The sequence below is a fragment of the Pseudomonas fluorescens genome (assembly GCF_902497775.2).
In the GTDB taxonomy this organism is placed as follows: Bacteria; Pseudomonadota; Gammaproteobacteria; order Pseudomonadales; family Pseudomonadaceae; genus Aquipseudomonas; species Aquipseudomonas putida_F.
In genome coordinates, this window is sequence record NZ_OZ024668.1 from 3,174,365 (window position 1) to 3,187,940 (window position 13,576).

Consider the following 13,576-nt stretch of genomic DNA (forward strand, 5'->3'; position numbering starts at 1 on the left):
ACGTCTAGGCTGAACCTCTCCCCATCACGGATAGAGGCCTCACCTATGCCGTTGTCACGCCTGCCCTTCACCGTTGCCCTTGGGCTGTCGCTTGCCTGCACCCTTGCCAACGCTGCCGAGCCCGCGCCCAAAGACTTGCTCAAACAGGCCGAGGCCGAACGCCCGGCCTACCTGGAAACCCTCAAGACCCTGGTATCGGTCGATACCGGTACCGGTACCGCGGACGGCCTCAAGCAAGTCAGCGCCCTGCTGGTCAAGCGCCTGCAAGCACTCGGCGCCAAGGTCGAAACCCACCCAGCCACGCCGTCGGCAGGCGACAACATCGTGGGTACCTTCAAGGGCAACGGCAACAAAAACTTCTTGCTGATGGTGCACTACGACACCGTGTTCGGCCCCGGCACTGTCGCCAAGCGCCCGTTTCGCAGCGAAGGCGAGCGCGCCTACGGCCCCGGCGTTGCCGATGCCAAGGGCGGCGTGGCGATGATCCTGCACGCAATCAAACTGCTCCAGGAGCAGGAGTTCAAGGGCTACGGCACCCTCACCGTGCTGTTCAACCCCGATGAAGAAATGGGTTCGGCCGGCTCAAAACAGAGCATTGCCGAACTGGCGCGCAAACATGACTACGTCTTCTCTTATGAGCCACCGGACAAGGACGCCGTCTCCGTCGCCACCAACGGCATCAACCGCCTGAGCCTGGAAGTCAAAGGCCGCTCTTCCCATGCCGGCTCCGCACCGGAACAAGGCCGCAATGCCTTGACTGAACTTGCCCACCAGATCGTTCAGCTCAAGGACCTGGGCGACGCCAGCAAAGGCACTACCGTCAACTGGACCCTGGCCAAGGCGGGTGAGAAAGCCAACATCATCCCGGCCCTGGCGACGGCTGAAGCCGACATGCGCTACTCCGACCTCAGCGAGCCTGACCGCGTGCTTGCCGATGCCCAGCGCATCGCCCGCACCCCGTTGATCGCCGAGACCGAAACCCGCGTCACCCTGCAAAAAGGCCGGCCACCACTGGCGAAAAACGAAGCCTCTGAAGCCCTGGCCACAACCGCCCAGCAGTTGTACGGCGAGATCGGCATGAAGATCGAACCGATCGCCATGCGCTTTGGCACCGATGCCGGCTATGCCTATGTACCAGGCAGCGCCAAGCCGGCGGTGCTGGAAACCATGGGGGTGGTTGGCGCCGGGTTGCACGCTGACGATGAATACATCGAGCTTGCCAGTATCGCGCCGCGGCTTTATTTGACGGTGGCAATGATCCAGAGGTTATCGAAAGAGTAGAATCGCCGCTCTAGCGCGCAAGGGATCACCTGCATCCCTTGCGCAACCCCGCCTTTGAATGATCAATGGATGATCCTGTTGAAACCCCTCAAGCACCGTTTTCTCGCCATCCTCATGCAGGTCGATCTCAACATTACGATCTGGACCGGCGGCGTCTACATGATCTGGGTTATGTTCGACCGTGATGCAACGCGGTACTTCGAAACCTACGTGGTCTTTGCCATCACCGGCCTGTGTTTGTTCTTCTTTACCGCGCTGTTTGTGCGCTGCCCGGAATGCAACAAGTCCATGCAGCATCTCTACAAGCCGGGCGATGGACTGTTGATGCACCGAGGATTAATGCCCCACGAGATCTTCACCCAGAAGCTGATCGAGTGCCCTGCGTGCAACCAGGTGGTGAAGTTTCGCGATTAGCGCAAGCTTCAGCCCTGCGGCGCGATACGGAATTTTTCCAGGCGGTCCAGCCCCACGCCGTAGAAGAACGAAAACGGTCGCCCGGCCTGATAGGCGAAGTTGCTGCACAGCTCACGCACGCCCTGGCGCCCGGCATCGGCCATGTCGAAGGGCTGATACGGGTGCTCGCCGAGCGATCCGAATTCAATCGACAGCCAGGACGATCGAAACTTGCCATAGGACATTTCACTTCCCACGCTGACCTTGAGCCCACCGGCTTCAAGGCGCTCGCGCAGGTCACGGTCGTCAAAGTACAGGCTCGCCGGCACACGCAAGGTCAATTGCTCGTGGGTGAGAATGTCCATGTCGCCTACCAGCTGTGCGCTGTCGGCCTTGAAGCGGGTAATGATGAACGGCAATGCCGTCTGCACGAAGCTGTCGACCTGACAAATGACCTCGCCACTGACCGTACGGTTACCGCCAAAGGCATGGCGCCGCTCGCGGTCGCTGACCAGCGTGTTGAGGCTCACTTCGTACGGCAAATCTAACCACAGGGTCAACGACTTGCGCCCTATGGCCGCAACGCTGGCGGGGGCCGGGCCGACTTCCCGGCCCGCTTTGTTCAGGCGCTTGGCCTGGCTGTAATCAAGCGTCAGTTGCACACTGGAGACCACGGCCTTGCGCGCTTGCAGGATGGCCTCGAGCTGACTGCTCAAGCCCTGGCGCTGGGCGGGGCTCAAAGCGCTTTCAGCACCACGCAGCACCACTGTGTCACTGCGCTGGGGCGCCAGCTCGACCTGCAGCCGCTGGGTATCGATTTGCTGCGCTGCCAACAACTGCTCAACAGCCTGCAGATACACCTCATGCAGTTGTGTAGCGTCATATCGAGGATGGGCACCGCCCTGGAATTGCAGCTCAGCCAGCACCACCCTGGGTTCCTTGAACAGCGCCACAGCGAGCAGCACACACAACCCAACACCCAGCCCGACCATCAGCTTCCATGCCGCGCTTTGACTCATTACCCGCCTGCTCCTTGATACTGATTATCGGCTCAATGCCGGACGCAGGTCCGGGCCAGGGCGTGGATGATAACCGTCATTGCGCCAGTGACGGTTATCATTTGGTTTTTCACGGAATCTTGGGGAATATGATCCTTGGGTTGGTTTGGGGAGGCTGCGAGCTTATCCATTCGATGTGGCGCCTGCCGCCGAAGGGTACTGCGCACCACCCCCCTCCAGACACCTACGCTCAGCCTCCTGAAGTCGCGAAGTTACGGGCGGCGCCTACACGGGCGTATCTGCGAAATCAAAGTATGGCGAAGCCATACTGACGCCGAAGCTACGGCCGACTTGCTTGATCTTGATCTTGATGTTCATGCACGCACTTCCAGGCGCCGCCAAAGGCGACTTCAGGAGGCTGAGCGTAGGTGCCTGAAGGGGCATTCGGCGGCAGCCGAAGACGCGAGACGTAGACTTGGCGTAGCCAGTCGTAGGCCGCGATGCCCCGGAGGGTGCCGTAGCGAGGGGACCCGAAGCGCAGCGTAGGGCCGTATGCAGGAGCAAGCGGTTTTGCCTACTTCTTCCCAAGAGAAAAGTAGGCCGCCGTAAAGGCGGAAGGGGCCGCCAGCGGCACCACATGGAATGGATAAGCTCGCAACCGCAACCGCAGCAGCAGCCTCAACCTCCCAATCCAGGAATCATATCCCCCAGGATTACGTGAAGAGCCTATCACTTTGCCGATGCCCGGCTGGCGACAACGCGAGTCTGCACCACCACGGCGCCTGTCGATTCACCCCGGCGGCGGCCCGGCCAATGCGAGTAGCCATCCTCCCCCTCCCGTCATAGCATGCTTGCCTATCGGTCGACACGCCAAACGGACTTGGAAGATGAACGCCAACACACAACTCGACGCCAGCACCCTGGGCCTGAACGAACAACGCCTGCGTGCCCTGGCCCACCGCGATACTCTGGAAACCTGCAGCATCGAGCAACTGCGCGACGTGCAACTACGCCGCCTGCGCTGGTCGCTCAAGCATGCCTGGCGCAACGTGCCCTGGTACCAGCATCAGTTCGAAGCCCTGGGACTGCACCCGGAGGATCTCCAGCAGCTTGACGACCTCGCCCGCTTTCCGTTTATCGGCGATGCCGAGTTGCACCATCACTACCCTTTCGAACTGTTCGCCGTGCCCGCCCACCAGGTCGTGCGCCTGCAGGCCTGCAATGACGGCAGCGCCCGCTCGCCGGTGATTGGCTACACACGCAATGACCAGGAAGTCTGGGCGGCACTGGTCGCGCGTTCGCTGCGCGCCGCTGGTGCCCACGCCGGCGACCGCCTGTACGTACTCGGCGAGCAGGACGGCTTAAACGCCAGCGGCGGCCTTCAGTTGGGCGCCGAGCGCCTGAACTGCGCGCTGATCCCCCTGACGGCGCGCCAGGCCAGCCAGCAGGTGCGCCTGCTGTGCGACTTCCAGCCACAGATGCTGGTGGCCACGCCTGCGCAGCTGCTGACCCTGGCCAATGAACTGGAGCGCCAGCACATCGCCGCGCCAGCGCTGTCCCTGCGCATGGCCCTGCTTGGTCCGCAACCGTGCAGCACGACCCTGCGCCAGGAGCTGGAGCAGCGCCTGGGCATCCAGACCCTGGCGCTGTACGGCGTACCGGCACTGATGGACCCGGGGATCGGCATGGAGTGCCTGGAAACCCGCGACGGCGTGACCCTGTGGGAAGACCATTTCTATCCGGAAATCATCGACCCGGACAGCGGCACACCCCTGCCCGACGGCAGCTTCGGCGAGGTGGTGCTGACCAGCCTGAGCCGCGAGGCGCTGCCGATGATCCGTTACCGCACCGGCGATATCGGCCGCCTGCTGCCTGGCACTACCCGCAGTATGCGCCGCCTTGAACGCCTCACCGGCAACAGCGCCAACACCTTGCGCCAGAGCGCCTGAACAGGACCCGGTCAATGACTACCATGCACTTGTTGAAAGTCGCCGATATCCGCCGTGAAACCGCCGACACCGTCTCTATCGCCTTTGACGTACCAGCGCACCTGGCCGCGACCTACCAGTTCCAGCAAGGCCAATACCTGCAACTGGAGGCGCAATTGCAAGGTGAAGCGGTACGACGCTCTTATTCGATTTTCAGCGCCCCTACCGACGGTGAACTGCGGGTAGCAATCAAGCATGTGCCGCAGGGCCGTTTCTCAAGCTATGCCAACACCCAACTGGCGGTGGGCGACGCGTTGCTGGTGATGCCACCGGCAGGCTCGTCCTACCGGCCGCAGACGCAAGCGGCGGTCCATCATTGCCTGGGCATGGCTTCAGGCAGTGGCATCACCGCGCTGCTGCCGATCATCAAGACCACCCTGGAAAACGATGAGCGCAGCCGCTTTACCCTGGTCTACGGCAACCGCGACCGCGCCAGCATGTTGTTTGCCGAGCGCCTCGATGCACTCAAGGGTGTGTATGCAGAGCGTCTGCAGTTGATCCTGCTGTTCAGCCGTGAAGCCAACCACAACGGCTTGCCGTCCGGGCGCCTGGACATCGCCACCTGTGACGCGCTGTTTCGTGAATGGGTTGATGTCAGCCTGCTCGATGCGGCGTTCATCTGTGGCCCACAGGCCATGGTCGAAACGGTGGGTGGGGCGCTGAAGGATTACGGCCTGGCAGCCGAGCGCCTGCATTTCGAACGTTTTGCCGAGCCTCAACCGCTGCGCGAGGCACTGCCCTCCTGAACCGCGCGGGCCTTGCGCTGCCAGGCAGCGCAAGGCGAACGTGCACTCAATCGCGGTCGCGATGGTCGGCGACGCCGCGCATCCAGTAGCCCTTGCTACGCACCAGTCGACGTTGAATCGAACAGGCCTCAGTCAGGTAATCACGCACCTCATTGACACTCTGCGCTTCGCCGGCGATCCAGAACTGCCCGACCCCCGATGGCAACTGCAGGTTGTCGATACCCTTGAGCAACAGGTTGCTACCGGCCGGATGCTCATCGCGAAAGTACCACTCGCAATTGACTGCGGCCAGCGAATCCAGCGCTTGCAACTCGGTCATGCTCGCAGCCTCCAGCACCACCAGGGCGCGGTCGCCCGGCGCCAGGCTCTCAAGGATGCTCATCACCGCCGGAGTGCCGGTTTCGTCTGCGGCCAGCAGCATCCACTCGGCATCTTCCTGGGGCTGAAAACCACCGCGCAACGCCGAACAACCGATCTGATCGCCGAACTGCGCCTGCTCGACCCAGCGCCCCGCCGGGCCATGGTCATGGCGGACGAAGTCGATATCGACGTTACCCGACTGCGGGTAGTGGCGGCGGATGGTGTAGGCGCGGCTGACCTGGCTGCCACCGGCGGGCAGGAACAGCTTCAGCCATTGCGACGGCTGGCACGCTTGCGCGGTGGCGAACAGGTCGCTCTTGAAGGTGACACGCCGCACCAGCGGCGTGACATCGCGGATATCGATCACATCGAGGTTGTACTTCAACTTCTTGCGAAACTCGAACATGAATACTCCAGATTTACTTGGCTTTCGCCTTGGGTGAACGGGCCAGCCAGACAATGGCCAGGACAGCGCAAAACAGCCACGCGCTGGCGAGGGAGAAATCGTTCAGGGCCAGCATGTGGGCCTGACGGTCGATGGTTCGCGCCAGCGACTCCAGCGCGCCCTGGGCCGACAGCCCGAGGTTGTTAAGGTTGTCCTGGGCCTGGGCGCTCCAGTGGTCGAACGGGGTCATGCGCTCGGCCAGGTCAACCTGGTGCTGACGCGCGCGGTGATCCCAGAAGGCCGGGCCGAGCGACACCGCGAAGCTGGCGCCGGTCATGCGCAAGGCGTTCTGCAGGCCGAGGGCTGCCGGAATCTTCTCCGGTGGCAGGCGCGACAGCGAAATCGCTACCAGCGGGGTGAACAGGAACGCTGTGCCAGCGCCCATCAGCACCGAGTTCCAGCCGATGAACTGAATGTCCAGGTTGGTCTCGAAATACATGCGCCACAGCGACGCGCCGATCCAGCAAATGAACGCCATGCTCGCCAGCACCCGCGCATCGGTATGCTGCATCAGCCTGCCAATGAAGGGCGCCAGCACCACCCCGGCGATGCCCAGCGGCGCGGTGGCGATACCGGCCCAGGTCGCGGTGTAGCCCATTTCGGTTTGCAGCCACAGCGGCACCAGCACCAGCGAGGCGAAGTACAGGGCAAAGCCCAGGCTCACGCTCAGGGTACCGATGGCGTAGTTGCGTTCCTTGAACAGGCGCAGGTCGAGAATCGGATGCTGCGCGGTCAGCTCCCAGGTAATCAGCGAGGCGAATCCCAGCACGGTAATGACCGCCAGCACGCGAATCGGCGTGGCGGAGAACCAGTCCAGGTCCTGGCCCTTGTCGAGCAGGATCTGCAGCGAACCGACGGCGACCATCAACAGCAGCAGGCCGACCACATCCACCGGCAATTTGCGCGTGGGGTTGTCGCGCCCGCGAAGCACCTGGCCGAGGCTCAGCAGAATGAAGATGCCAACCGGCACGTTGATATAGAAGATCCACGGCCAACTGATGTTGTCGGTCAGATAGCCACCGAGGATCGGCCCGCACACCGGTCCCAGGAAGGTGGTCATCGACCACACCACCAGCGCCGTGGTGCGCCGCGCGGGCGGAAAGATCGCCACCAGCAGCGCCTGCGACAACGGCGCCAGGGGGCCGCAAACGGCACCCTGGAACACCCGGAATACCAGCAACGAGGTCAGGTTCGGCGCCAGGCCGCAGCACACCGAGGCCAGCACGAACAACACCACGGCACTGAGGAACAGCTTGACCTGGCCAAAGCGCTGGGCCAGCCAGCCGGTGAGCGGCAGGCCGATGGCCAGGGAGATGCTGAACGAAGTCAGCACCCAGGTGCCCTGGTCAGGGGCCACGCCGAGGTTGCCGGAAATGGTCGGCACCGCGACGTTGGCGATGGTGGTGTCGAGCACCATCATGAAGTTGGCCATGCCGATCGCCAGCGCGCCGAGGACCAGCGTGCCACCGCTCAATGGCTCGATGGGACGCTTGGCGCTGCTCATCGATCGTTCCTCGATACGCTCAGTTTCGAGCCTTGCAGGTTCTCGGCAATGATCCGGTTGACCAACGCTTCGCTGCCGCTACCAATGTTGCCGTAGACCTCGGTGTTGTCCTGGACGCTGGTCGGCGCCTGCTCGTCCGGCTCACCAAGGGTGGCCTTGGCAGTCATCGACAAGCCGATGCGCAGCGGGTGGCGCAGCACTTCTTCGCGGTCCAGGGCGATGCGCACCGGTACCCGTTGCACCACCTTGATCCAGTTACCGGTGGCGTTCTGCGCCGGGATGGTGGCGAACGCCGCGCCGCTGCCGGCTTCAATGCCCTGGATACGGCCGTGGTAAACCACGTTGTCGCCATACAGGTCGGCAAACAGTTCGACCCGCTGGCCGACCTTGATCTGGCCCAGTTGCGACTCTTTGAAGTTGGCTTCGACCCAGACCTTGTCCAGCGGCACCAGGCCCATCAGCACGGTGCCCGGTTCAATGTGCTGGCCCACTTGCACCGCACGCTTGGTGATCAGGCCGTCAACCGGCGCCGGCACCTTGGTCCGCGCCAACGCCAGGTAGGCTTCGCGCACACGCTCGGCGGCGGCGGCCACCTGCGGATGGTTTTCCACCGTGGTGCCCTGGATACGGGCCTGCAGCCCGACCAGCTTGGCCTCGGCCGCACGCAGGCCCGACTGGGCGATCTGCGCAGCTTCTTCGGCATGGTGCAGGTCTTCGCCGGAGACACCGCCCTGGGCGATCACCGAACGACGCCGTTGCAGGTCCTGGTTGGCCCGGTTGGCTTCGGCCTGGCGCAGCTTGACCTGGGCGAGCAGGTCGTTCTCTTCGGCGAACAGGCTGTTGACCGTGCGCACGGTCAGGGCCAACTGGTGAGTGGCGGCGTCCAGGCTCAGGCGCGCATCGGCCGGGTCGATCTCGACCAGGGTGTCGCCGGCCTTGACCGTGTCGGTGTTCTGGATGTTTACCGCCGTGGCGGTACCCCGCACCTGGGCGGAAATCAACACCACGTCGCCCCGTACATAGGCGTTGTCGGTGCTTTCATAGAGGCGGCCATACACCCAGTACCACAGGCCGGCGGCCACGGCCGCGGCCAGGGCAACCAGGGTAATGAGCAGGAAAATCGGGCCGCGGCGCGACTTGGCCGGAGCCGGGGCTGGGGTTTGGGTGGCGTCAGTCATGGGAGGTTCCTGCAAGCGTAGTGGAGTTCTGATCAGCTTCTTTCCAGCCGCCGCCGAGCGCGCGCAGCAAGCCGGCATGGTTTTGCAGCGCCGAGGTCTTCAACTGGACCAGTTGCATGCGCGTGTCGAGTACCCGGGTCTGGGCGTCGAGCACATGCAGAAAATCCGTGAGGCTTTGCCGGTAGCGCAGGTTTTCCAGGTCGTAGACCTGTTCGGCCTCATCCAGCCCCTGCACGGTTTTCAGGCGCTGGCCCTCGATGGCACGCAGTTGCGAGACATGCCCGGCCACTTCACTCAGGGCGTTGACCAGGGTCTGGTTGTAGCCGGCCACGGCTTCGGCATAACTGGCCTGCTGGGCCTGGTATTGACCACGCAAACGCCCGGCGTCGAAGATCGGCAAGGTCACCGCCGGGCCCACGCCATAGGTGCGGCTGTCGTGGTGGAAGAGGTTCTGGAAGCTGAAGCTCTGGAAACCTGCGAACGCGAGCAGGTCGATGTTCGGATAGAACGCCGCCCGGGCTGCGCCGATACGCTTGCCTTGCGCTTCGACGCGCCAGCGCTGGGCGACCACATCGGGCCGGCCACCGATCAGCTCGGCCGGCAGATGCCCGGGCAAGGCCACGCTATGGCGCGGATCGGCGACCCTCGGCTGCCATTGCTCACCCCAACCCGGGCCCTTGCCGGCCAGGGCCGCCAGGCGCAACTGGTAGCCACGGGCGGCGCCTTGCAGGCGCGCCTGCTCGGCTTCGAGCAGAGGGATCGGCCCGCGTGCCCGTACCACGTCAACCTGAGTGCCCAGGCCAGACTTCAGCCGGTTCTCACTCAGTTGCAGGATGCTGCGGCGTTGTTCCAGGGTCTGGTTGACGATGGCCTGCTGCTCGAGTACACCGCCCAAGGCGAACCAGGTTTCCACCAGGCTGCCACTGAGCGCCAGACGGGCAACCGCCTGATCGGCCTCGGCGGCGCGCAGGCTGCCCACCGCCGCTTCGTTCAAGGAACGATTGAGGCCCCACAGGTCGAGGTTGTAACGCCCTTGCAGCAGTGCCTGGCCGTCGGTGTGCCACACCCCGGCTTCATCGGCGCCGGTCTTGTAGTGCTGCGAATCCTGGCTGCGCAGGATCTGGGTCATGGCCGACAGGCTCGGCCGGGTGTTGGCCAGACTGATGCCGGCATCGGCTTGCGCCCGCTCGATGCGCGCACTGGCAATCGCCAGGCTTGGCGAGGTGTCCAGGCCGGCAGCCAGCAGGCGATTGAGGTCGGCGTCGTTGAAGCTCAGCCACCAGCGATCATCCGCCGGAGACGAGGGCTGGGTTGCGGCGTGCTCGATGTCCAGACCGGCCTCGAGCTGTTCGGGTGACAAGGGTTTTGGCGGTTCAGGGCTATGCCCGGGGCTGACGCAGCCTGGCAAGGCCAGCAGCAGACAGATCGCCAGCCAATGCTGAAGCGAATAAGAGGATTCCATCACAACATCCTTGGAGGGTTGGGTTGCAACGGGATGATAGGTAGCCCCTGACATATTGAAAATTGCAATAAACCGAGACTAGACTTGCGTTTTTTGCAAAGGACTGCGAGATGAACCTGCCTGATCTGAACCTGCTGCTGACCTTCGATTCGATGTTGCGCGAAGGCAGCGTCACCGGCGCCGCCGAGCGCATGAACCTGAGCATTCCAGCCATGAGCCGGCGCTTGTCGAACCTGCGCGAAGCCATGGGCGACCCGCTGTTCGTGCTGGCCGGACGCCGCCTGGTGCCCACCCCCCTGGCCCTGGAGCTGGCACCCCAGGTGCACAACCTGCTCGAAGAGGCGCGCAATGTGCTGGGCACTAAACAGAAGCTCAACCTGGGCACGGTAAAGCGAGTATTCACCCTGCGCACCGAGGACGGATTCACCGGTGCCTGGGCCCTGCGCCTGAGCCAGCGCGTCGCGCAACAGGCGCCGCATGTGACCTTGAGCTTCATGTCCCAGGGCAACGAGGATGTCGCCGCCCTGCGCGACGGCCTGATCGACCTCGACATCGGCATCGCCGGGCCGCTGGGGCCGGAGGTGTACAAGCAGCGCCTGTACATCGATACCTTCGTTGGCGTGGTCAACAACCAGCATCCGCTTGCGCGCCAGAGCAGCGTCAGCGCCGAGGACCTGGTGGCCTTCCCGCACCTCTCGGTATCGCGCCGCGGCCGCACCCGCGGGCCGCTGGACCTGGAGCTGGAGAAACTCGGCTTGCAACGCAAGGTGCAACTGGTGGTCCCGGGCTTTCAGGCGGCCATGCAACTGGCCAGCTCCTCGGACATGATCGCGGTGATCCCCAGGCGCTTCGTCGAGTGGTCGCTACCGCTGCTGCCGCTGCATATCTTCGCGCTACCGGTAGAGACCCCCGGCGGCGAGTTCTGCCAGGCCTGGCACCCCCGCGTGAACAACGATCAGGTACATCGTTGGTTGCGGCAGCTGGTGCAGGAATGCTCCTCTAGCTAAATCGGCCAGTTTGCGGCGGGCGCAAAATGCGAGCGCCCCGCAGCCGCCCCTGCACTCAATAAAACCGCCCACAGTAGCCAGCGACGAAAAGCGCCCACAACCCCCCCTCCAGGCAATCGTAGATTGCACGTTTAGAAATTTACATTTGGTCACACTCCTCTCTAAGTTGTGCTCCGTGCAACCCAGCATTAACCCCATAACAACGGCGCGCCACCAATGGGCAACCAGTGCGCGTGGTTTTACTGATACCGGAGTAGACTAATGATGGATCGTAATGGCTTCTCTCTTGATCGTCGGGGCCTTCAAACCTCGCAGGAGTACCTGGCAAGCTTGAGGGATGGCAGGGAAGTCTGGATCAATGGCGAGCGCGTCGAGGATGTCACCGAACATCCGGCGTTTCGCAATGCGGCGCTGATGAACGCACGCTTCTACGATGCGCTGCATGACCCCAAACTGCGCGACAAGCTCACCATCGAGATCGACGGTGCCCCTGGCCTGCGCTGCCACCGCTTCTTTCAGGCGCCACGCACGGTCGAAGAACAGGTTGCAGCCCGCGACGCGATCGCCGAGACCGCGCGCCTGAGCTATGGCTGGATGGGCCGCACCCCGGACTTCAAGGGCGCCTGGATCGGCACCTTCGGGCCTAACCGCGACCTCTATGGCGAGTACGCCGAAAACGCCACCCGCTGGTATAACTTCAGCCGTGAACGCCTGCCGTTCATCAACCACGCCGTGGTCAACCCTCCGGTAGACCGCAACCAGGACCCGAACACCTCCAACGTGTTCGTGCGTGTCGACGAAGAAACCGCGGACGGTCTCTACATCAGCGGCGCCAAAGTGGTAGCCACCGGCGCGGCACTGACCCAGTACACCTTCGTTGCTCACTACAACGTGATGTACCAGGACAAGAAGTACTCGCCGATCTTCATGATCCCCACCGGCGCAAAGGGCGTGAAGTTGATCTGCCGGACCTCTTACGAGCAGGCGGCGAGCAAGAACGGCAGCCCGTTCGACTACCCGCTGTCGAGCCGCATGGACGAGAACGACTGCATCCTGATTTTCGACCGCGCCTTCGTGCCATGGCAGGACGTGTTCATGTATGGCGTAGAGATGTCCAACAGCTTCATCCAGAAGTCCGGCTTCTTCGGCCGTACCCTGATGCACGGCTGCACTCGCCTGGCGGTGAAGATGGACTTCATCTGCGGGCTGTTCCTCAAGGCCGTGGAAATCTGCGGTACCCGCGACTTCCAGGGTGTGCAGGGCGCGGTGGGCGAAGCCATTGCCTTGCGCCACATGCTCTGGGGCCTGTCTGACTCCATGGCCTATCGCACCGAAAACTGGAACGAGGAATTCCTGCTGCCCAACCTCGAATCGGCATTGGCCTACCGCGCCACCGCCGGTGATGCCTACAGCCGGGTGATCAACCTGATCCGCAAGACCGTGGCCAGCGGCCTGATCTACCTGCCATCCCACGCCAAGGACTTCCTCAACCCCGAGGTGCGCCCCTTCCTCGACCAATACGCCCGCGGCTCCAACGGCATCGGCGCCGAAGAACGGGCCAAGACCCTCAAACTGCTCTGGGACGCGATCGGTACCGAGTTCGGTTCGCGCCACGAACTGTACGAGGTCAACTACTCCGGCAGCTACGAGAAGAGCCGCCTCGACACCCTGCACATTGCCAGCCATTCCGGGCGTACCGATCAAATGCGCGCCCTGGCCGAGCAGTGCATGGCCGAGTACGACCTCAATGGCTGGACCGCGCCAGACTTCAAGAAGGCCTACGCGGCGCGTTGAGGCCCCCGCATAACTGAGCCGTGATTGTCGTCGCGGGGCTGTCGCTCGCAGGCCCATCTCGCCTGCGAGCGTCGCCCTTGCGCACGTGCGCCGCGCGCTTGAATTTGCGCACACCTGCATGTATGAATCCTTTCAGCGCTGCTGATGGATACACCTTAGAAGAACATTTCCAGCTTGTCGGCTGCGTTATCTGCAAAGGTCCATTGCGTGGTTGCGCGATGTGCAACCTGGACCGAATGAGTCCCGTGGAAAGTAATCCAGACCCGCGCGCAGAGGCCCATTGTTACTGTTTCACCAATAATGCTTTTCTGCCTTGAGCATTTATCCGAAAAAAACCTCCGCATAAACTGGGCTCAGTTTCCAGACAGCCCTAACGCGCCACACCCGCAAAGGCCAACCCTTTGTTCTAGAGCCTTCGGC

At 63.1% G+C, this 13,576-nt stretch carries 11 protein-coding genes; 6 read left to right on the top strand and 5 right to left on the bottom strand.

Features of this window, described 5'->3' with window-relative positions; genetic code table 11:
* Positions 1 to 45: 45 nt before the first annotated feature.
* Entirely contained in the window at positions 46 to 1,281 is a 1,236-nt protein-coding gene (locus F8N82_RS14585) for a M20/M25/M40 family metallo-hydrolase (protein WP_038995998.1), read from the top strand.
* Positions 1,282 to 1,350: 69 nt separating this feature from the next.
* A complete protein-coding gene (locus F8N82_RS14590) occupies positions 1,351 to 1,695 on the top strand; it encodes a hypothetical protein (protein WP_038996000.1) in 345 nt (114 codons plus the stop codon).
* A gap of 8 nt (positions 1,696 to 1,703) precedes the next feature.
* On the opposite strand, the gene F8N82_RS14595 is transcribed toward F8N82_RS14590, so the two are convergent.
* Positions 1,704 to 2,693 carry a hypothetical protein gene (locus F8N82_RS14595; RefSeq protein WP_038996002.1) on the bottom strand — a complete coding sequence of 330 codons (990 nt, stop codon included), beginning with the start codon at positions 2,691 to 2,693 and terminating at the stop codon, positions 1,704 to 1,706.
* A gap of 866 nt (positions 2,694 to 3,559) precedes the next feature.
* On the opposite strand from F8N82_RS14595, the gene F8N82_RS14600 reads away from it, so the two are divergent.
* Both F8N82_RS14600 and F8N82_RS14605 read left to right on the top strand, forming a co-directional pair.
* On the top strand, positions 3,560 to 4,621 hold the full coding sequence (locus tag F8N82_RS14600; protein ID WP_052251538.1) for a hypothetical protein: 1,062 nt from the start codon (positions 3,560 to 3,562) through the stop codon (positions 4,619 to 4,621).
* Between the two features lie 14 nt (positions 4,622 to 4,635).
* The gene (locus F8N82_RS14605) at positions 4,636 to 5,406 is read left to right on the top strand and encodes an FAD-binding oxidoreductase (RefSeq protein WP_052251539.1); all 771 of its coding nucleotides are present in this window, start codon (positions 4,636 to 4,638) and stop codon (positions 5,404 to 5,406) included.
* A 46-nt stretch (positions 5,407 to 5,452) separates the two neighbouring features.
* On the opposite strand, the gene F8N82_RS14610 is transcribed toward F8N82_RS14605, so the two are convergent.
* The 4 genes from F8N82_RS14610 to F8N82_RS14625 are packed head-to-tail and all read right to left on the bottom strand — an operon-like array spanning position 5,453 to position 10,355.
* On the bottom strand, positions 5,453 to 6,172 hold the full coding sequence (locus tag F8N82_RS14610; protein WP_052251540.1) for a siderophore-interacting protein: 720 nt from the start codon (positions 6,170 to 6,172) through the stop codon (positions 5,453 to 5,455).
* 13 nt (positions 6,173 to 6,185) lie between these two features.
* A complete protein-coding gene (locus F8N82_RS14615; protein ID WP_038996003.1) occupies positions 6,186 to 7,715 on the bottom strand; it encodes a DHA2 family efflux MFS transporter permease subunit in 1,530 nt (509 codons plus the stop codon).
* Entirely contained in the window at positions 7,712 to 8,893 is a 1,182-nt protein-coding gene (locus F8N82_RS14620) for an HlyD family efflux transporter periplasmic adaptor subunit (protein WP_038996004.1), read from the bottom strand. Before F8N82_RS14620 ends, F8N82_RS14615 begins: the two co-directional genes overlap by 4 nt.
* On the bottom strand, positions 8,886 to 10,355 hold the full coding sequence (locus F8N82_RS14625; protein WP_052251541.1) for an efflux transporter outer membrane subunit: 1,470 nt from the start codon (positions 10,353 to 10,355) through the stop codon (positions 8,886 to 8,888). Before F8N82_RS14625 ends, F8N82_RS14620 begins: the two co-directional genes overlap by 8 nt.
* A gap of 110 nt (positions 10,356 to 10,465) precedes the next feature.
* On the opposite strand from F8N82_RS14625, the gene F8N82_RS14630 reads away from it, so the two are divergent.
* Together F8N82_RS14630 and F8N82_RS14635 are read left to right on the top strand one after the other, a co-directional pair.
* A complete protein-coding gene (locus tag F8N82_RS14630; RefSeq protein WP_038996005.1) occupies positions 10,466 to 11,362 on the top strand; it encodes a LysR family transcriptional regulator in 897 nt (298 codons plus the stop codon).
* 261 nt (positions 11,363 to 11,623) lie between these two features.
* Positions 11,624 to 13,156 carry a 4-hydroxyphenylacetate 3-hydroxylase family protein gene (locus F8N82_RS14635; RefSeq protein ID WP_038996006.1) on the top strand — a complete coding sequence of 511 codons (1,533 nt, stop codon included), beginning with the start codon at positions 11,624 to 11,626 and terminating at the stop codon, positions 13,154 to 13,156.
* The last annotated feature ends 420 nt before the right edge of the window (positions 13,157 to 13,576 follow it).

Coding starts and splice junctions, on each gene's coding strand:
- F8N82_RS14585 (WP_038995998.1), top strand. CDS start 46: ATGCCGTTGTCACGCCTGCCCTTCACCGTTGCCCTTGGGCTGTCGCTT.
- F8N82_RS14590 (WP_038996000.1), top strand. CDS start 1,351: ATGATCCTGTTGAAACCCCTCAAGCACCGTTTTCTCGCCATCCTCATG.
- F8N82_RS14595 (WP_038996002.1), bottom strand. CDS start 2,693: ATGAGTCAAAGCGCGGCATGGAAGCTGATGGTCGGGCTGGGTGTTGGG.
- F8N82_RS14600 (WP_052251538.1), top strand. CDS start 3,560: ATGAACGCCAACACACAACTCGACGCCAGCACCCTGGGCCTGAACGAA.
- F8N82_RS14605 (WP_052251539.1), top strand. CDS start 4,636: ATGACTACCATGCACTTGTTGAAAGTCGCCGATATCCGCCGTGAAACC.
- F8N82_RS14610 (WP_052251540.1), bottom strand. CDS start 6,172: ATGTTCGAGTTTCGCAAGAAGTTGAAGTACAACCTCGATGTGATCGAT.
- F8N82_RS14615 (WP_038996003.1), bottom strand. CDS start 7,715: ATGAGCAGCGCCAAGCGTCCCATCGAGCCATTGAGCGGTGGCACGCTG.
- F8N82_RS14620 (WP_038996004.1), bottom strand. CDS start 8,893: ATGACTGACGCCACCCAAACCCCAGCCCCGGCTCCGGCCAAGTCGCGC.
- F8N82_RS14625 (WP_052251541.1), bottom strand. CDS start 10,355: ATGGAATCCTCTTATTCGCTTCAGCATTGGCTGGCGATCTGTCTGCTG.
- F8N82_RS14630 (WP_038996005.1), top strand. CDS start 10,466: ATGAACCTGCCTGATCTGAACCTGCTGCTGACCTTCGATTCGATGTTG.
- F8N82_RS14635 (WP_038996006.1), top strand. CDS start 11,624: ATGATGGATCGTAATGGCTTCTCTCTTGATCGTCGGGGCCTTCAAACC.